The sequence below is a fragment of the Caenispirillum salinarum AK4 genome (assembly GCF_000315795.1).
Lineage (GTDB): Bacteria > Pseudomonadota > Alphaproteobacteria > Rhodospirillales > Rhodospirillaceae > Caenispirillum > Caenispirillum salinarum.
Window position 1 is genome coordinate 1 of the sequence record NZ_ANHY01000020.1, and the last position, 18,273, is coordinate 18,273.

16 protein-coding genes are annotated in these 18,273 nt (G+C 70.5%); 2 read left to right on the plus strand and 14 right to left on the minus strand.

Annotated features, from left to right (window positions below; all coding sequences use genetic code 11):
* Nucleotides 1-257: 257 nt before the first annotated feature.
* Nucleotides 258-1,136, plus strand: a complete 879-nt coding sequence (locus C882_RS18290; protein WP_009542152.1) for a LysR family transcriptional regulator — start codon at nt 258-260, stop codon at nt 1,134-1,136.
* Between the two features lie 81 nt (nt 1,137-1,217).
* Nucleotides 1,218-1,685, plus strand: coding sequence for a cytochrome c (locus tag C882_RS18295; RefSeq protein ID WP_160166797.1), 468 nt, complete (start codon nt 1,218-1,220; stop codon nt 1,683-1,685).
* 41 nt (nt 1,686-1,726) lie between these two features.
* Here C882_RS18295 and C882_RS18300 read toward each other — a convergent pair whose 3' ends face one another.
* From C882_RS18300 to C882_RS18365, 14 genes are read right to left on the minus strand one after another with little or no spacing between them, the layout of a single operon-like run.
* The gene (locus C882_RS18300) at nt 1,727-2,074 is read right to left on the minus strand and encodes a hypothetical protein (RefSeq protein WP_152415405.1); all 348 of its coding nucleotides are present in this window, start codon (nt 2,072-2,074) and stop codon (nt 1,727-1,729) included.
* Nucleotides 2,071-3,636, minus strand: coding sequence for a hypothetical protein (locus tag C882_RS25285; RefSeq protein WP_009542155.1), 1,566 nt, complete (start codon nt 3,634-3,636; stop codon nt 2,071-2,073). The genes C882_RS18300 and C882_RS25285 overlap by 4 nt, the downstream gene beginning before the upstream one ends.
* Nucleotides 3,637-3,653: 17 nt before the next feature.
* Nucleotides 3,654-5,966, minus strand: coding sequence for a hypothetical protein (locus C882_RS18310; RefSeq protein ID WP_009542156.1), 2,313 nt, complete (start codon nt 5,964-5,966; stop codon nt 3,654-3,656).
* Between the two features lie 31 nt (nt 5,967-5,997).
* The gene (locus C882_RS18315) at nt 5,998-7,434 is read right to left on the minus strand and encodes a baseplate J/gp47 family protein (protein WP_009542157.1); all 1,437 of its coding nucleotides are present in this window, start codon (nt 7,432-7,434) and stop codon (nt 5,998-6,000) included.
* Nucleotides 7,434-7,940, minus strand: coding sequence for a hypothetical protein (locus C882_RS18320; protein ID WP_009542158.1), 507 nt, complete (start codon nt 7,938-7,940; stop codon nt 7,434-7,436). Before C882_RS18320 ends, C882_RS18315 begins: the two co-directional genes overlap by 1 nt.
* Nucleotides 7,937-9,928: a hypothetical protein gene (locus C882_RS25100; protein WP_043646430.1), complete on the minus strand. Its 1,992-nt coding sequence runs from the start codon at nt 9,926-9,928 to the stop codon at nt 7,937-7,939. Before C882_RS25100 ends, C882_RS18320 begins: the two co-directional genes overlap by 4 nt.
* On the minus strand, nt 9,921-10,637 hold the full coding sequence (locus C882_RS18330) for a hypothetical protein (RefSeq protein WP_009542160.1): 717 nt from the start codon (nt 10,635-10,637) through the stop codon (nt 9,921-9,923). The genes C882_RS25100 and C882_RS18330 overlap by 8 nt, the downstream gene beginning before the upstream one ends.
* Nucleotides 10,638-10,641: 4 nt before the next feature.
* Entirely contained in the window at nt 10,642-11,136 is a 495-nt protein-coding gene (locus tag C882_RS18335) for a hypothetical protein (RefSeq protein ID WP_009542161.1), read from the minus strand.
* Nucleotides 11,133-12,032 (minus strand): hypothetical protein, encoded by a 900-nt coding sequence (locus C882_RS18340; protein WP_043646432.1) that lies wholly within the window; start codon nt 12,030-12,032, stop codon nt 11,133-11,135. Before C882_RS18340 ends, C882_RS18335 begins: the two co-directional genes overlap by 4 nt.
* Nucleotides 12,029-13,129, minus strand: coding sequence for a hypothetical protein (locus tag C882_RS18345; RefSeq protein ID WP_009542163.1), 1,101 nt, complete (start codon nt 13,127-13,129; stop codon nt 12,029-12,031). The genes C882_RS18340 and C882_RS18345 overlap by 4 nt, the downstream gene beginning before the upstream one ends.
* 2 nt (nt 13,130-13,131) lie before the next feature.
* Complete coding sequence (locus C882_RS18350; protein WP_009542164.1) at nt 13,132-16,278, minus strand: hypothetical protein; 3,147 nt, start codon at nt 16,276-16,278, stop codon at nt 13,132-13,134.
* A gap of 15 nt (nt 16,279-16,293) precedes the next feature.
* On the minus strand, nt 16,294-16,593 hold the full coding sequence (locus C882_RS18355) for a hypothetical protein (RefSeq protein ID WP_009542165.1): 300 nt from the start codon (nt 16,591-16,593) through the stop codon (nt 16,294-16,296).
* Nucleotides 16,593-17,048 carry a hypothetical protein gene (locus tag C882_RS18360; RefSeq protein ID WP_009542166.1) on the minus strand — a complete coding sequence of 152 codons (456 nt, stop codon included), beginning with the start codon at nt 17,046-17,048 and terminating at the stop codon, nt 16,593-16,595. The genes C882_RS18355 and C882_RS18360 overlap by 1 nt, the downstream gene beginning before the upstream one ends.
* A gap of 50 nt (nt 17,049-17,098) precedes the next feature.
* Nucleotides 17,099-18,271 carry a hypothetical protein gene (locus tag C882_RS18365; protein WP_009542167.1) on the minus strand — a complete coding sequence of 391 codons (1,173 nt, stop codon included), beginning with the start codon at nt 18,269-18,271 and terminating at the stop codon, nt 17,099-17,101.
* Nucleotides 18,272-18,273: the final 2 nt, after the last annotated feature.

Sequence of the window (18,273 nt, forward strand, 5' to 3'; positions counted from 1 at the left end):
CCCGGGGCGCCGCCGGCGGCAAAAACGGCGGCGCGCGCCATGGCGGCCGGTGCGGCGTCGGCGCGGCGGGTGGGCACGAGGCCCACGCCCACCAGTGCCGCCAGCGCCACAAGGACCACCCAGGGACCCAGATCAACCATGTGAATGCTCCCGCTGCGTTGCGTTCATGTCGTGCGGGAGACCTTGGCATTGCGCGGCGCTTAATAAAAATTCATAGTTTGCAACAAACCGTTCGCTTTAAGGGAACGATAATCGCCATGCGGCACCTGAACTACCATCACCTGCGCTATTTCTGGGCCATCGCCCACGCCGGGAGCCTAACCCAGGTGGCGGAGCGCATGAACGTCTCGCAGTCCGCCCTGTCGGTGCAGTTGCGCAAGCTGGAGGAGCAGTTGGGCCACCCCCTGTTCCAGCGCGAGGGCCGGACGCTGGTGCTGACGGAGGCGGGCCGCATCGCGCTGGACTACGCCGACACCATCTTCTCCGCCGGCGAGGACCTGGTGGCCACCCTGGAAGGGCGCGGCACCCAGCAGGTGCTGCGCGTGGGCGCCATCACCACCCTGTCGCGCAACTTCCAGTTGGAATTCCTGCGTCCTCTCATGGGACGCCGGGACGTGGAACTGGTGGTGCGGTCGGGCTCCATGCGCGACCTGATGACGCAACTGGAGGCCCACGCGGTCGACATGGTGCTGTCCAATGCGCCGGTGGCGGGGGACGCCCAGGCGCCGGTCAAGTGCCACCTTCTGCGTGAGCAGCCGGTCAGCCTGGTCGGTCCCGACCGCCCGGAGCGCACCGGCTTCCGATTTCCCGAAGGCCTGGCCGAACAGCCCGTCCTGCTGCCGAGCCTCGACAGCGGCCTGCGCACGGCCTTCGACCAGCGCATGGACCTGGCGGGCATCCACCCGGTGATCCTGGCGGAGGTCGACGACATGGCCATGCTGCGCCTGCTGGCGCGCGAGACCGACGGCCTGACGCTGGTGCCGCCGGTGGTGGTGCGCGACGAACTGGCCGGCGGCGCCCTGGTGGAGTGGTGCCGCATTCCCGACATCGCCGAGCGCTTCTACGCCGTCACCCGCACCCGCCGCTTTCCCAATCCCCTGGTGCGCGAGCTTCTGGAGGGCGGGACGCCGCCTTGACCCGGATCAAGGCGCTTGCGGTGCCGAAGCGGCAGGCTCCAGCCTGAGACCATGCACCTCGAAAACGGCCGGGAGACCATCATGACCCGCACGATGTCCGCCCTCGCCCTCGCGCTCATGCTTGCCGGGGCTCCGGCACTCGCCCAGAACGCCGTGCCGGCCGAGCCCGTCGGCCCCAAGCTGCCCGCCGACGTCCGGGCCCTGCTGCTCAAGGAAATGAACGCCATCGAGGCCGCCACGCAGGACATCATGAACGCCCTCGTTCGCGGTCGAAGCGACGTGGTGGCCGAGAAGGCACAGGCCATTCACGACAGCTTCATCCTCAAGCAGGAAATGACCGAGGCCGACCGCAAGGCGCTCGCCGAGGCCGCGCCCAAGGCCTTCGTCGACCGCGACCGCGCGTTCCACGCCCTGACCGGGGATTTGGCGGAGGCAGCCCGCACCGGTGATGCGGAGCGCCAGCGGGCGCTGTTCGGGGAGGTCGTGGAGGCCTGTGCCGCCTGTCACGAACGCTATGCCACCAACCGCTTCCCCGCCTTTGCGGAGTAACCGGGGGTTTTTTGCGGCAGGCACGGCAGCACCCGCCGCCGTCACCCCGTCCGCAGGACGCCGCTGGCCGTGACGCTCAGGGTGTTGCCGTAGCCGTCGCTGTCCTGGTTGCCGTCCACCAGCACGCCGGCGAGGCCGCCTTGAAGCGGCTGAGCGTCGGCCGTGAGCGTGACCGTGCTGGAGCCGGTGACCGCGCTGCCGCCGCTGTTCTCGCCCAGGAAACTGAAGGTACATTCGGCCTTGTGAATGACCTCCGTCCCGGCCACGGTCAGCGCCGCGTAGGAGGTCAGTTCCACCGATCCCGCCGTCCAGTCCCCCGAGGTCGCGCCGGTATAGAGACCAGTGCCGACCCTGGCCGAGACATCCCCTTTCACGGCCACCCGCTTCATGGCCGCGCCTTGCGTCCGAGTGCCGATAAGGTTTTGGCCTCCGCCGCCCAACGGCCCGCCTCGCCGGGCGCCACCGAAGTTCCCGCACGGCGCAGCAGGCGCACCAGTGCGCCCGGCGCCGTCGCCTTCAGCTTGCCCAGCGTGGTCACGCCCGCGGCGTCGAGCGCCTTCCGGCTGGCCGCCGGGATGGCCTTCAAGGCCGCGGTGGGTGTCTCGTCGACCGCCGTGCCCGCCTTGTCGAGGCCGATGCTGGCGACCAGCGTTTCCGCCATCAGGCCATCGCGCGCGATCTTTGCTCCGGCCTCTTCGGCGACCGCGTCGATGAGCGCGTCCGCGTTCTCCAGCCGTGCGTCGCGCGGCACGTCCTTCAGCGCCTGGGCCAGGGTGCCGCCGCCGGGCAGTGCGTCGCTTCCGAACGCCGACACGAGGTCATCGACCGAGAAGGCGTCGCCGCCGAACCGGGTCTTGATGCGCCGCTCGTTGGCACCGGCCCATTCCGCCACGGCGCCGGCCGCACGAAGGTCGGGATGGGCCCAGGCACGCTCGTCGGCGCCGGTGAGGATGTCGCCACCTTCCTCCACGACCACCGGCGTCATCACCAGCCCGCCCGCCATGGACCAGACCTCGTAGGTCTTGCCGTTCATGTCGCGCACATCCAGGCGCCGCGCCGGCTGTCCGGCGATCAGGCCGACGGTGGGGTCATCCACCGACCGCGCGACCTTGAGAGCACTGGCGCGCGGCGGCAGGGAGTCCAGCCATTCGCGGGTACCGCCGCCGAACATCCAGGGTCGCGGATCACCCCACGTCCCGCCTGGAATGGTCCCGCCGCCGGGACCGCCTGGAATCGTCGGGCCGCCGGGACCACCAGGGATCGTCCAGGGATTGCCGCCGGGAATCGTCGGGCCGCCGCCGGGACCACCAGGAATCGTCCAGGGATTGCCACCGGGAATCGTTGGGCCGCCGCCCGGGATCGTCCACGGATTGCCGCCCGGAATGGTGGGCCCCTCGCCCCCCGGAATTGTGGGACCGCCACCGGGGATGGTCCAGGGCGGCGCCGGGAAATCGTCTCCGGGCACGAAGGGACCGGTCCACCAGCCGTCGTCGTTCGACCGCATCTGCCGCAACTCGTGAAGGTCGGCGTTCACGCGGTTGATCTCCTGGCGCAACTCGTCCAGCCGCTCCGCCAGTTCGGCACGCAGGTCGGCGAGGCACCCGAAGCTTTTGGAAACGTCCTCCGCCAGCCCGTCCAGGTCGTCCTCGATCTTGTGAAAGCGGCTGTTGAAACCTTCCTCGATGGTGCTGGTCTCGGCCTGGACCACGCTCTCCCCATCAATCCAGTCGGTGTGGGCGAAGGACCGCACGAACGACGGAGAGCAGCCGGCGCGCTCGGCATCGAAGGTCTCGCCGTACTTGAAGACACGCTTGCTCTTGCCGACCTTTTCGGCCAGCAACCCGATGAACAGGTCGTCCACCTGCTGCGGGCTGAGCTGCTTGTCCTTGATGATGTCCAGCGCCTCGGTATAGGTCAGATCGTCAGTCAGGTAGAACTCGGTGATCGCCATGGCTCGTCTCCGTGCGTTCAGGACCCACCGCGGCCGGGCGCGTCGCCCGTGCCCGCGAAGCGCGGCCGGTGGAATGGCCGATAGGACCGCGACAGGCGCGGCGGCAGGGGCGCGACGGTTTCCCCATCCAGGGCCACATGGCGCCGCCGCAGGGTCCAGGTGTTGATCTCCACGCCCAGCGGGTGCAGCCGCCCGAGCATGTTCATGACCATCTCGTACTGCGCGAGATCCAGCTTGGCGCCCGGCGGCAGCCGCACCTGCCACGAGAAGGGATCGGTCAGCCCGATGCGGGCATAGGAGATCACCGACACGGCGTACAGCCCGTCCCGCGCCGCCGTCAGGCGGGCGCGCGCGCCGGTGCCGCGGATCGTCGCCGGGCTGCCGGTGATGGGCATCACGCTCCAGAAGAAGGCCGAGGCCCGGCGCGGCCCGATATTGGTGCCGATCTGCGGCAGGCCGATGGACGAGACCACCAGCATGATGTCGGCGCGCTCGGCCATGACGGCGAGGGCCGCCGCGCCGTTGGCGCCAAGAACCTCGGCCACCTGCAGAAGCTGCTGTGTGGCGCCGTCGTCGCCCCGGATCAGGCCGCGCGCGAAGGCGTCGCCCAGACGCAACAGGGCGACCACATGAGCCGGATACTGCGCCAGCGCCGCGCGGAACCGCCGCCCCGGCGGCTCGGGCTGAGACAGTCCAGCCTCGTTTAGAGCCGCCGCCGCCGGCAGATCGGGAACGATCAGCCGATCGATCAGGGCCGCTTGCCCCTCCCGCACCACGTTCCAGTCGGCCAGACCCTCCGGCCACCCGTCGGCCCCCCCGTCCAGGGCATGCGACAGGGCGACGTCGGTGTCCGCGCCCGGCCGCCGCAGGCGAACGCTCACGGGGATGCCCGCCTTGGCATCGTCCCGCGCGATGTCGGACGCGGCCTCGACCTGCACGTGGGCCATTGACACGTGGGACACCAGCGTCGTCGCCTCCGTCAGATGCTCCACGGTGCGGAAGCCGCACGCGCGCAGGAACTCCTCCCACACGGCGGCTGCGTCGCCCGCCCCTGCGCCGCCGTCTCGGGAAAGCACGGACAGCACGCCGGCAACGTCGGGGTCCTCCGCCGGACGCCGCGGCGGGCGACGCAGCCGCGCCCGCAAGGCCGACAGCGCCCTGTCGGGCCAGCGCGCGATTTCCGCCATCAGCCCAAGCTCGTGGCGGCTCCCGCCGCTGTCATCCTGGGCCCGCAGGACGACGGTCCGGGCGTCCACTTCAAGATGGTCCAGCACCCGGGCCATGCGGTCGAAGGCCCGCGCGAGGTAGGGCGCCATCGGCGCGCCGCCGCCGTCAGCGAAGGACAGCCGCCGGCGCAGGCGCTCCCGCAAGGCCTGTTCGCGGGCCAGATGCGCTGCCGGCATCCGCCGGACCGGCGGGACGTTGTCGGCGGGGTCTATGAGGGTGGTCTCGCGCAGGAACCGCAGGTAGGCCCGCCGCGCGTCTTCGGCGGCCTGCACCGTGGGTCCGATGGCGATGATCCGAAACCCGATCTGGTAGGGATTGTCGGCCTCCAGAATGTCGAACCCCGCCGGTCCTCCCATCGCCTGCACCACGCCCCTGCCCCCGGGTGGCCCGTTGAGAAGGCGATCGGCATAGCCGCGCGTCGGCATGGCGAAGGTGCGGAACAGGCCCAGGCGCCGGCGGTAGTCGGCATCGCCCTCTTCGCCCGGAACCTGCACAATCTGGCCTTGCCTTACCGCCAAGGCCTCGCGGAAACGCGGGACGCTCAACTCGCTGCCGATGCGGTCGAGCATGAAGCCGCGCGCCAGCGCCACGCTGCTCTGTGCGGCGACCTCGCGGCCCAGCCGCCGCAGGCGCGGCGTCTCGGCCTGCAAGACGTGCATCAGCTTCGCCAGCCGCCCTTCCGAGACCCGCGCGCGCAGCAAGGCCGCGACGTCGCGCGGCGCGACGGGCCGGCCGCCCACGGCGACCTCCAGCCGCACGCGCCACGCGGCGCCGGTGCGGCTGTCTGGCCCCACGTCCGGCACCAGGGCCGGGAGCTGTGCGCCCCGTTCCGTCCAGGCGGCGAAGCGGAGGTCCGGCAGGCCGCCGGCCGGCCCGGGCTCCAGCCGCTCGACCCGGACACGCATCTCCTCGCGCACGTCCTCGACCGGCGCCAGGGTCAGCAGCGGTTCGTAGGCGCCGGCGGAGAGGGTCACCGTGGCGTTCTCGGCGATCGCCACGTCGTCGTAACGGAGCGCCGCGGCCAGCGGCCCGGCGGCAGCCTCGCGCTGCGAGCCCAGCGTATCGGCGGCCCAGCCATCGATGTCGCGCGTCCTGGTGGTCATGGCGTCCCCATTGGTTCTTGCATTCCGCGCTTCAGATGATGGTCAGGTCGTCGGGATCGTCGATGTAGACGGCGATTTCATCCGCCCCTGTCCGCAGCGCCTCGCCGCACTCCAACTCGCGGGCCCCGCTGGTGTCCGCCACACCGAAGAAATCGATGGTCGCGGCGTCGCGCGGGTACCGGATGAGCCGCAGGTTGCGGACATCGGCCACGCCCGGCTCGCTCATCAGGGCCCAGGTGATGCGGGCCGGGCTGATGGAGGCGCCGAAATCCAGTCCCTCGATGTAGGCGCGGACGCGCTCCATCAGCCGGGCCTTGAGGACTTGCGCCGGATCGGAGGCATTGACCACCGCGCGCGTGCCCGTCGAAAGCGGGACGCCGTCGATCACCAGGTCGGCACGCACGCCCACGCCCACCTCGATGGCCTCGCGAATGTCGGGGAACAGTCCGATGGGGCGCAGGTCCTCCACCGCCTCGGAGATGGCCGCGGCAAGACCGTCGGCGCCCTGCCAGACGGCGGCGGCCGTCGGGGCCACCAGGATGGTGAACATGTACGGCGAGGCCAGGTCGCGCTCGGTGCCGAACACCGTCTCGCCAAAGCTGAAGTTGCCGAAGATGGGCTGGTCGATATCCAAGCCGCCATAACGGTCGATCACCTTGACCTGGCGCACCCCGGGCACGAGACCGACCGCGATTTCGATGGCGCGGGTCGTCCATACCGACCGCGGCGCCCGCAGCAGAAGCTGCCGGTAACGGGTGTCCGGCCAGCGCATCTCGCCCCCTGTCAGCGGCGCGGGCTGCGTGATCGCCACCACGTCCTCCAGCGACGCACCCCCCCTGAGTGACGCCAGGGCGGCCACGGCATCAAGTCCGGGATCGAGCGCGTTCCACGTAGCCAGCGTGGTCTCCGGCGTGGCGCCGTCAAGGTTGTGCTCCGGCCCCGGGTGGAAGGCGGCGACCGGCACCGACTGGGTGGTCCGGCTGGGCGTGAGGACGACGCTGCGCGACAGCGCCGCGTGGTGCCCGCCGCCGCTGAGGAGCCGCGCTCCGGCCGGAAGCGTCAGGCTTTCGATGCCGTCCGGGAAGGCACCGACGAAGGACAGGTCCACGGTGCCAGTGGCTGCCTCGAAAGGGCGCGGCAGGCCCAGTTCCTCGCCCAGCCGGTCGAGCGCCTGCCCGCGCGCCGTCGGCACCGTCAAATCATCCACCAGTCCCGACAGCATGGTGTAGGTGCGCGCATGCTCGATGGAGGTCAGTTCCACCACCCGCCGCAGCACGGACCCTGGCCCGGTATCCACGTCCGGCCCGAACATTTCGCGCGCCAGCGCCAGGCCCTCCGCCACCAGCCGGCCATAGGGCTTGGGGACGAAGCCGCCCGGCGTCAGGCCGTAGGCGCCCGTGCCCGTATCGCGGAAGGTGGCCGGATCGACAGCTTCGATGTCCGCCAGTTCGTCTCGAATGTCGTTCATCAGGCTCCTCCCAGGATCGGGCCGACCGCCACGGTCAGGGTCTCGCCCGAGCGGATGGTGAACTGCGCCTCGACGTCGACCACGCCGTGGCCGGCGCGCGGCGGCACGGGCTCGTCACGGCCGGCATGCCAGGCGGCGATCTCGTCCCCGATCAGCACCCGCAGAACGGCGACGATGCGCGGATCGGCGCGCAGCACCGCCAGAACGGAAAACCGCAGGCGCTCGCGCAGGAGCAGCGGGTCGCCTTCCTCCGCAAGAGCCCTGAAGCCGGCAAACCCGTGCCGCGCATTGAGCGGATCGCTGCCAAGGGCGGTCGCCATGGCGGTGGTCAATTGCTGCCGAAGGTTGTCGATCCCCGACACCAGCGCCAGATCGCGGGTTCCGGCCGTCGTCGTCTCGAACGCGATGTCGGCGTGTTGAATGACGCCGGCATGGATGGGTGCGGTGACCGCGTCCCACTTCATCAGGCGTCGCAGTTGGCTGTCCGTCAGGCGCGTGCCGCTCATGATCCCCCCTTGCTTACGTCCACCGTTCCCCCGGTTGCGACGATCTTCACGTTGGCGCCCTTGAGGGTGAGGTCCCCGGCGGCGACGATTTCCACGGTGCCGTCCTTGAGCATCCGCACGGCCGATCCGGCCGAGGCGTGCTCTATCGAGATCCCGCTGTCGCCGGCTCCCGCCGGCCGGTCGGTTGCCTGCGTCAGGTCGTCGGGCGCGAAGGAGCGGATGGTGAAACCGTTGACGTGAACCACCCGCTCCCCCAGCCCGTCGATCAGGTCATGGCTGGCGCGCCCCTCCTCGGGCAGCGGCACCGGGTCCGTTCCCTCGACCTGCGCGGGGATGCCCGCGGCCTCCTTGAAAGCCGGCAGGATCAACCACCAGTCGCCCGGGGCCGACCGGGCCGGAGCCGTGGCATCGGCATCGTCGCGGGTCTGCCAGAGGGCGCCGATATCCACCGGATCGTGCGGGTTGCGCTGGTTGTTCAACAGCATCACGCGCGTTCCGGGATATCGCGGAAGAACCTGTCCATACGGGCCCCACGCAAAGGTGGTGAGATACGGCACGTTGTCCTGAATGTCGTTCTTCGCCCGGTCGATGGCGTCCAGCCGCGCCCGGCGGGTCCCGCCGTGGTCGACGGTGCCGCGCAGCACCGCCGTGGCGTGGCCTCCCAGCCGCACCCGGTCTCCGTCCATTTCCGTGCGGGCGACGTGGCGGCGAACCTCGGCGATGGTAGCGACGGGACGCGCCGCGAAGGCGCTGTTGATGCGGTCCCCGACGCCCTTGCGCACCCCTTCGGCGGCACCGGCGGAGGGGCCGGCCTCCGCGTCCTCGCCGGCGTCGCCCTCGCCGTCACGCACGCGGGCGACGTCCCACGCCTCGGCGCCGCCGCCCTCGACCACCACGCCCGACAGAACGGTCCGCCATCCCGACCGGCGGCCGAGGTCGTGGGCGACGCCGCTGATGTAGAGGGTTACGGACTCCGGCGCGTCATTGCCCAGTCCCGCCGGGGCGGATGCCAGGCCGAACCCGCCGAACAGGCCATCGCGCGCCGGCAGGGGCGTGAACGACACCAGGTCACCGGGCTTGAGGTCCGGCTGGCCGACGCAGGTCAGGCGGTAGCCGGCGCGCGCCTTGGGCCGGCCGTCCACGTTCTCGTGCGGCGCCACGGGCGCGTGATCGCCGGTCGCGGCAATTTCGACGATCACCTGGCGGGCATCCAGGTTCACGGTCCCGGCGGCCGCGTCGTGGGGAATGGGCCGCCAGGGCCCCACCGTCAGCCTGCCGTCGCGGAACAGGAACAGCGCCCGGCCGCGGCGGAAGGGCGGTCGGGCCATCATCTGCCGGCGCAGGTCGGACAGGGCCTCCAGCGCCGGCCGGCCGGGCGGAAAGGCAATCGGCCCCGGCGCAACGGTGCTGCCGTCGTCGGGCGCCGGGATCGTGAAGTCCACCTCCGCGGTCAGACCCAGCGCTTCCAGAAGGCGAGCGGCGGCATCGAGCGCGTCTTCGCCGGCCACCGGATCACCCGGAGACGGGGTCCGCGCGTTGGCGATACGGTCGTAGAGGGCGGTCCGTCCCTCGACGTGGGTGGCGATCTCCAGCCCCTCCACCGATCGGGCAAGGCGGGTGACGCGGAACGTCTCCAGCACCGGCGCCGCATCGTCGTCCGGCGCGTCACCCACCCGATCGCGCCAGAACAGGTGCACCGAAACGAAGATGCCCGCCGGACGCTCCACGCGCGTGGTGGCGCCGGCAGGACCGGCGCCCGCCTGCGCGTTGGCGAGGGCGGCGAAATGGTCGTCCCGCAGGCGCCACAGCGTCCCGGTCAGCCGTCCGGCCGTCAGGCCACCCTCAAGGGAGACCGAGAGATCGGCGTAATGATCCGTGTGATCGACCGCGAACAGCTTCTTGCCCACCGCCTCACCATCGGCGGCATGGAAGGTCAGTCGCCAGCCCGGCGACCGGCCCGGGCGCATCGTCGGGTCGCTCTCAGCCATGCAGCAGGCTCCAGTTCAGTCCGCCGGGCACGGCGGCGGCGGCGCCTGTGCCGGAGGACTCGCTTTCAGCCTCCACGGCGATGCGCTCGCGCTTGTTCTTCGGCCCTGTCAGGTAGGACAGCCGGCCGCGCAGGCTCTCGCGGCAAACCTGGGCGTCGAAGGCGGGGCTGCCGTCGCGCAGCGTCCGCCATGCCAGGTCGATCCGGCTGCCCGCGACAGCCGGGCCGGCCATGGCCCCGGACGTGAGCGTGAAGGACAGCACCATCAACTCGACGCCCGCCGACGCCGGCCCGGCCGACACCGCCGGCAGAAGCATCCGGTGGCCGGCGACGAGAGGGCACGCGCCGGCCGCCACGCCGTCGGCAATGAACAGGATGCGCGGCGCGGGCCTGGAGCGGCTTTCAGCCAAGGCCGAGAGCACAGCGTCCGACGTTGGAAGGCCCGGGACGGGCGCTGGCGCGGAGGCGCCCTGATCGGCGCCCCGGGCGATCACCAAGTCGCGGGGCTCCGTCAGCCAGCGGCGCACCTGGCCGCTCGAGAGGAACAGGACAGCGCGGAAGCCGTCGGGCCCGAACGGCAGGCGGAACGGCAAGCCGCGCGCGACGTCGACCCGGAGGCGTGTGAACCCGGCCGGCACTGCGGGGATACCGCCGCCGTCTTCGGCAGCCGGCGGATTCAGCGCGGCGATGGTGGGGGTGTTCAGATTCATGGCATCACCCCGTGAACGGATCGATGGCGGAACTGATCGCCACGTTGGCGACGTCCAGCGCCTGAGGCAGAAGACCGGGGCGCGGCAGGTGGGCGAGCGTCATGCTGACGTCCAGCGCCTTGCGCTTCTGCGCGCTGGCGGAAAACGTCAGGCTTTCAATGTAGATGTCGGTCCGCAGCGTCATGGAGGTCCAGAGGAACAGGCCCCCGACCTCGCCGTTGGTGAGGTCCTGCAAGGGGTTCCAGGCGATGGCCTGCTCGGCGAAGGTCTCCAGCGCCTCCTTCCACACGAACCGCAACTGTCCGGGCAGCACGGCGGTCAGGCTGATCCTGTCGTCGTGGGAGTTCATCAGGACGCGGTCGCTCTGCGTGCCGATGGGCGGCAGGTGGTAGCTTGACGTCAGGCTGATCGACGTCACCGACCACAACGGCACCGGCGCGGCGACAAGACCGATGATGGCGCTGGGCATTCCGTGGCGCTGAAAGGTGGAGCTGCTCATGCGCGGCGGGCCTCCTCGATCCAGAAGGTGAGCACGTCGGCGAACCGGCCGAGCAGCCGGCCGGTTTCCGGGTGTTCAGGGTCGCTGCAGGCCAGAAGCCGGTCGGCCGGCAGGTCCTGCCAGTCGCCCTGGGTGACACCGAGCGTGCCAAGCTCGGGATCGTGGCCGACGATCACGACGCCGCCTCCGGCGACGGCCCGCATTTGGTTGAAAGGCACGATTTCGCGGCGCGAGGCGGCAAAATAGACACCGTCGGTGACCTTGAGGATCTCTCCCAGGGCAAAGCTCACCACCAGACCCCCCGCACGCCGGGCCTGCACGAATGCAACCGGCGCGATGCCGGGGCGAAGGTCGACGCCCGGAGGGGGATTGGCAGCCGCGGCGCGGAACCGCTCCAGCGCGCGTTCGCCCAGCGTCGGCGCGTGCCAGGGGTGGTGGCCGTCCTGCACGGCTGCCAGAAAGGCGGCCAGCGTTTCACCGCAGGGCACCACCTCGTCGGCGGCCATGAGCCCGCGCTCCACCCAGAAAACGAAGCCGGGTCCGAGGCCGAGGCGGTCGAACATGTCCAGGAAGAAGACGCCCTCCGCCCGGTCGGTGGCGAAATACGTCATGTCCGCCAGTTCACCGAAGGCGGCCCGGCCGCCGTTGACGTCTTCGAAAACGGGGGGCTCCAGCAGCTCGACGGGCCCCACCGCCAGGTCGAACCGCGCGGTGTAGAGCGCCGTCAGCTCCGCCGGCATGGGCGCGACCTGCGCCATGCGCGCCAGTTCCTGGGGCCGCGCGGGTTCAGGGCGGGCGCCGCCCTCCAGGGCACGCGCGATGACCCGGTCGATGGTGGGGGGCGGTCCGCTGTGTCCGCCCGGCCCGCTGTTCCTTTGCTTCTGCTTCCTGCTCATTTCGGCCGCCAGTTCCCCAGCAGTTCGTCGTATTTGTCCTTGGGAATGTTGGGCAGCACCGCGCTTTCGAAATAGGCGTCGAACACGGCCAGATACTCGGCGATCTTGTGTTCCGGCATCTGGGTGATCCGCAAATCGGCGATTGCCCATTCCCGGATGTCCTCGAACGTGATGCCGGCGGCGTTGCGCGTCGACTTCTGCCCGTTCTGCACGGCCGTGATCGAGCCGTGGGGCGAGCCCCGACGACTGTTGCGCAGCCAGATAGTGGGTGCCGCGCCGCCGTCGTAGTTGTACGTCTTGAACAGTTTGGTCATCAGCGAGTTCTGCAGGCCGTGGTGACACTGCATCAGCGCCGTCGTGCGCGGCCGGCGCTGATAGGGCGACTGGAGCACGTCGAACTCGCTGAATTCCAGTTGCTTGTTGCCCGAGGGATCGAAGGTTTCCACGTGGTAGCGGCCGTTCCGCACCCGGAAACGCACCGATGCGTCGTCGGCGAAGAACCGGGTGTAGCTGCCGTCCGGGTTGCGCTTGAAGGTGTAGTGACCGCCCTCGATCCGCGACCGCCGGCCGGGTTTCGTGGGCGTCAGGTCGGCGGTCACGTCACGCCGGTCCTGGGTGCGGACGGAGGCGTCCGTCTCCCTGATCTCCTTCACCAGGTGTTCGGGCAGGCCGAGCGCGATGTCCGGCGGCGGCTCGATGTCGTGGAAGGGCTTGCCCAGGTCCTTGAGCGCGGCATCCAGCTCGGAATAAAGGCCCTCGATCTTCCGAAGCTGCGTGTCGAGGTCGTCCCGGTCGCCGGAAAGGCGCCCGCCCGACCCGTCCCGGCGTTCGAAGTTCAGAAGCTCGTCGTACAGCGTGTCCAGCCGGTCACGCAGGTCGACCACCTTGGCCACCAGGCCCGACTTCTCGCGCACCAGATGGTTGCCGTAGCGCAGAAGGGTGGTGCCCAGCATGTCCTCAAGGATGCGGTCGGCCTTTTCCGGCGGGAAACCCAATTCGTCGGTCATGCGACGCCGGGCGGCGCCAAAGCCCTCGTCGCCGGCGATGATGGCGCCAAGGTCTATGCCGGTGTCGTGGCCGCGGAACGAAAAGCGCATGGTCAGGGCGCCTCCTCGGCGCTGGGCAGCCTCTCGTCGCGCAGGCCCTCCTGGTATTCCTCAAGGCGTTGGATGAGGGCGTTTTCGGCCTCGTCGGCCACGGGCTCGGCGGCTGCGGGCGCCACCGGGCCGCCCGGCCCGCTTCGGGCTGCCCCTCCGCCGGCACCGATCGTGATCTCGCGGTGGATTTCCCGCATGAGCGGCCCGAGAACCAGCGGCATCACCTGCCCCATGGCCTGTTCGGTCAGCACCTCCTTGGCGACGGCGACTTCGATGCCATGCCGGGCCTGCTCGGCCATGCTGTCCATGAACCGGCGACGGGCGTGGCGCCCCATTGCGCCCACGCCGGCCGCAGAACCCTGCCGGCCCACCACGCGGGCTCCGGCACCGGCCGTTTTCAGGACCGGCACCACCACGTCGATGGCCGCCATGACGACCTCAAGTTCGGCCAGGAACAGGTCCATCTCCACCTGTGCCTTGGACAGGATGACCTCCGGATCGATCATCGCGCCGTACAGGCGCGCCTGCCCGGCGGCGTCGGCATAAGAGGCAGCCGCCACCCCCGCACCGGCAACCATGGCCAGCGGCGGGCAAACCACGGCCAGGGCCAGCAGGCTCACCGTCTGGCCGAAGGCCACCAGCCCCTGGCGGCCCAGTTCCACGCTCATGACGAAGTCGAGGCCGCCGGCATAGGCGCGGTCGCCCTGGAAGGCGTCGCCGACGGCTTCGTGCGCCAGAAGGTGGACGCCCTGAAGCTTGTAGCTTGTGTAGGGCACGGTCCGGTTGGGCAGGTCGTCGGATATCTTGCCGGACAGGAAGGCGAAATCGTCTTCCGCCTTGGTCTTGCGCTGCATTTCCGCGTTGTTGGCGAGCATCTCCTGCAGCAGGCTTTCCAGGTACGCGCGCGCGGCACCGGGGTTCTGGCGGAACGCGCCGACCACTTCGGGAATGTCCTGGAACTGGTGGATCAGAGGATCCACGGACGTCGCCATGCCGTGGCGGAAGGCAATGGCCTGCTCCAGTTCGGCGACCGACCACAGCCGCCCGTCGGCATCGCGGATGCGGGCGCCCTGCGGCGTGCGGACGATCTCGCCGGCCTTGCGGCCGCCAGGATCGCGCAAGGCGGCTTCGTCCAGCACCTGCTGGCCGAGCGACGCGGTGAGCGCGCCGCGCGCGTCCTTCCACGAGGAATAGACCTGCCCGATCATGGCCGAGGTCTCGCCGGACCATGCGGCGTCCTCCCGCAGGCGGTCGCGCAACTGCCGCAGGTCGGCCTCCGGCGCGACCAGGCCCAGGATAAGCGCCCGAACCTGGCCGTAATAGCGATCCATGTTGGCCAGCCGCGCCCGTATCTGCTGCTCGGACGCGCGCAGAAGCTGCAGCATGACGATCTGGCAGGTCCGCTTGAACAGGGCGCCGGTGGCCCGTTCCACCGTCGGCGAATAGCGCTTGTAGAAAGCCAGCGCCCATCCGACGCCGTCGCCCTCGAACGTGCCGGTGATCATCCGCTTGATGGGCGGCAGGTCGTATACCTCGACCATCAGATGCTGGAAGCGGGTCAGCAGCGGCGTGACGCCGGCCACATAGCGCATCACCTGCACCGCCCGGCTGCGTTCGGGCGCCATGTCGATGCTGCCCAGGTTCCCGCCGCCGCCGGGTGTCGGGCGGGTGCTCGACGGTGCCGTCTCGGCATGGGTGGCGACCGAGGACGCGCGGACGCCGATCATGTACGCGGCGGCGATGGCGAAGCTGCCGCAATGGTCGCCTTCCGGCATTTCCAGGCGGAAGGCGATCTGCCGCATCAGCCGGCTCAATGCATCGCCGAAGCGGCCCAGCTCGTCCAGGCTGGGCTCGCCATTCAAGGAGCCCAGGCCCAGTTCGACGGTGGTGCCGTCGGGGCTGGCGGGATAGAAGGCGGCCGGCCCGGTCAGGGCCTCCCCGGGCGCGGGCCCGCCGAAGGCCGCACCACGCCGACCACCGCCGGCGCCGGCGTTTTCACGGCCATCGGCACCGGCATTGGCATCGACACCGGCGCCACCGTCTTCCGCCGTGCCCGCCGCAGCGACGTCGCCCCCGTCCTTGCCGTACGCCTCGGCGCGCGGCGCGACGTGCGTCATCGGAAAGACGGCCAGGCTGGAGCCGGGAAACGCATCGGGCGGAACGGAACACCAGGTCGTATCCCCCGGAGCCTCGAGCGCGGCCAGATACCCCTGCTTGTGGATCAGCGATCCGGCGGCACTGGCGGCGTGCGCATCAAGGGCCTCGCGCATGTCCGCGTCCAGGCTTGCCCCCTCCTGCGCAAGGATTTCACGGGCCACCTCGTAGTACCGCTCCCGCAGATAGGCTTCAGCGCCGCCGACCGGAACGACCTTCCGCAAGGTGACCCGGGGCGCCGTCGGCATGGCTCCGCCGGAAACGGCGACGTCGCCCTCATCGTCGATCTCGGTTCTCTGGACGGATTGCCCGACCTCGAAATTCGCGACGTGGCGGTAGTACAGACGCCCGTCGGCGCGCTGCGTGACCTTCACCACCACGACGGCATACGCGCCCGGAACAATCAGAAGAACGCCGACCGGCTGCCCGAGCGGCGCATGAGAGTCCGGCACAGTCAGAAGAAACCGGCCGATGCTCTGCCGCAAATAGTCGGCGTCGCTTCCGTCCCAGGCCCACAGCCTGACGCGCTGGGTATCGCGGTCCACCTCCGGGGCCTCGGGGCCGGCCATGTAGATGGGAACATCGGCGGTACCGCCGGCATAGCTGGGGATGCGATAGCGGCCGCCCCGCCGGCGGCCGCGCTCCATCCTGTCCCGTGGCGCCGCCGGCACCGGCTCGGGCGCCTGGGTGAGTCGGGCGGCGGCGGTGTTGGGTGTGGCCGCCACGGCAGCGCGCAGACCGGCTGACACCGCCCGCTCGGCATCCTGCTGCCAGTCCCTTGACAAAGCTGCGGCCGCGCCCGCCCACGTGAAGGTGGGCGCGTGCAGGCGGGGCACGGCATAGCCCCCGCGCGGCGCGATCACCTCGGCATCGACTTCGGCCAGCGCCCGGCGGGCGGCGGCGGACACGGCCGCCTCCACCTCCGCCAGGTGCTCGGCCCGGGCCAGCGCCGGATCAAGCCGCAGCGTAAGCGGTATGTGCACCTCCACCGGCATGCCGCACGCGCCTCCTCAACCGTCGGACAGGACCGCCGCGACCGCGCGCAGGGTGCGCTCCTCGGCCTCGCCGCCTGTGCCGTCGCCAGCGGTCGACGAGCGCGGAGCGACCTCGCGCAGTTCCACCTGAACGGGGAAGAAGACCTGAACGGTGGTGCCGGCGTCTTCGACCGCCTGGATCGCTTCCGCCTCGCCGCCGGCCGCCGGGTAGACGATTTCGTTCTCGTGGACCAGCGCGAGCCCGGTGCGGGTGACGCGCTTGGGGCGCCGGGGCACGCTGCCGCCGCCCAGAACGCCGAACGTGGTGTCCGCCATCAGCTTTCGATGGGCGCGCCGACGGCGGCCGCGTCCTGGCTGGCAGACTTGGCCTCGCCGCCCAGGGCGAAACCGGAGAACGTCGCCGTGGGGGCCCCGGAAATGGCCGCTGAGCTGGGCGTCGCATTGGTGATGAAGCAGTTGTCCAGCAGAACCTCGGTCAGCGACCATTCCGGATCGCTGCCGTCGTCCACTTCCTCCATCACCACCCGGAACGCCGTGCGGTCCAGCGCCAGCTTGGTCAGTTCCGCCGTCGCGGTCCCAAGCGCCTTCACGGTGATGGTGAAGTTGATCTGCTCGGGCATGGCGATGACGCCGATGTTGATCGCCTCCACCGAATGCAGGGGCTCGGCGTTCATGGCGAAGCTGGGCTGGAAGCTTTCGATGGGCGTGATGGTCTTTTCGCCGCTGCCGGTGTCGTATTTGACGACAAGGCGGGAGTTCCAGGACGGCATGACTGTGGGCTCCTATCGGGCTAGGCAAGTGCAGGGCGGGCGGCCGCGCCTCAGAAGCGCGGCTGCAGCGTGATGCTCAGACGGTGGATCGCCGGGCCAAGGACGATGATGACCGTCATGTCCACCAGCCGCTGGGCGCGCGCTGTGGCGATGATCTGGTCCTCGGCGGCCGTGCGGGCGGCGGCGGGCTTGAGCAGCGCGTCATAGACCGGGATGATGATGCTCGACCCGGTGATGCCGCCGTCGCGCTGCACCACCCCCAGAATGCCGTTGGCCTTGCGGATGACGGCGGCCAGGCCGGCGCGGGTGATCCGGGCATCCCCGATCATGCCGATCAGGCCGGCCTTCAGGCGGAATTCGACGTCGTCGAGCAGCCGCACCGTGTCGATGTAGGTGGGCTGGGCGTCGTACATGGTGCCTTCGGCGAAGTGCAGGCCCTCGCCCACGATCAGCGCCGGGTCGATGACCGGAATGATGCCGTCCTGGCTCAGGGCCTTGATCTCGCCCGGCGAATACTGCCCGGCCAGCGGCATGGTGAAGCCCGTGACGCTCTTCAGCACGATGGAGGCCGCCACCGGCTGCCCGGCGATGGCCGAGGCCGCCGCCGCCGCCACCTGGGCGGTGTTGCCGGACGGGTCGACCGCGCCGCGCGCCGCCACCACGGCCATGCGCGAGCCCGACGTCTTGAGCGGAGCCGCAAGGCCGGTGACGGTTTCCGCGTAGGCATCGCTGCGGCCGATCGCCGGATCGACGGCGGCGACGCCGATGCGCTTGTTGCCGGCGGCCGACTGGTTGTCGCAATGGGCCTTCAGGGCGGTGATCGGCGCCAGCGGATCGCCCTCCCCGCCCTGGATCACGGCGTCCGCCACGGTGACGAAGGTGATGTCGTCGGCCGCCTCAAGCGCGCGAAAGGCCGCAGCCCAGTCGTTGTCACCGTCCAGCTTGACAGCATAGACCTTGCTGGGCCGCGGGTCCTGCTGGAACACCGCCGCCAGCGCCCGGTACAACGGGGTTTCGGGGTTGGGCGCGCCGTCTCCGTCCACGCGGTTGAAGCGCGCCGTGGCGTCGGCCAGCGCGTCGATCACGACGGGGTCGTTCGCCGCCGCGCTTCCGGCTCCGTTGGTGCTGCCCACCACGGCCAGCACGCCGGGGGCACGCCGGGCCTCTGGCTGCAGGTCGCTGTCGTCGACGGAGACTTCGACGAACGGAAAGGCAATGGCCATGA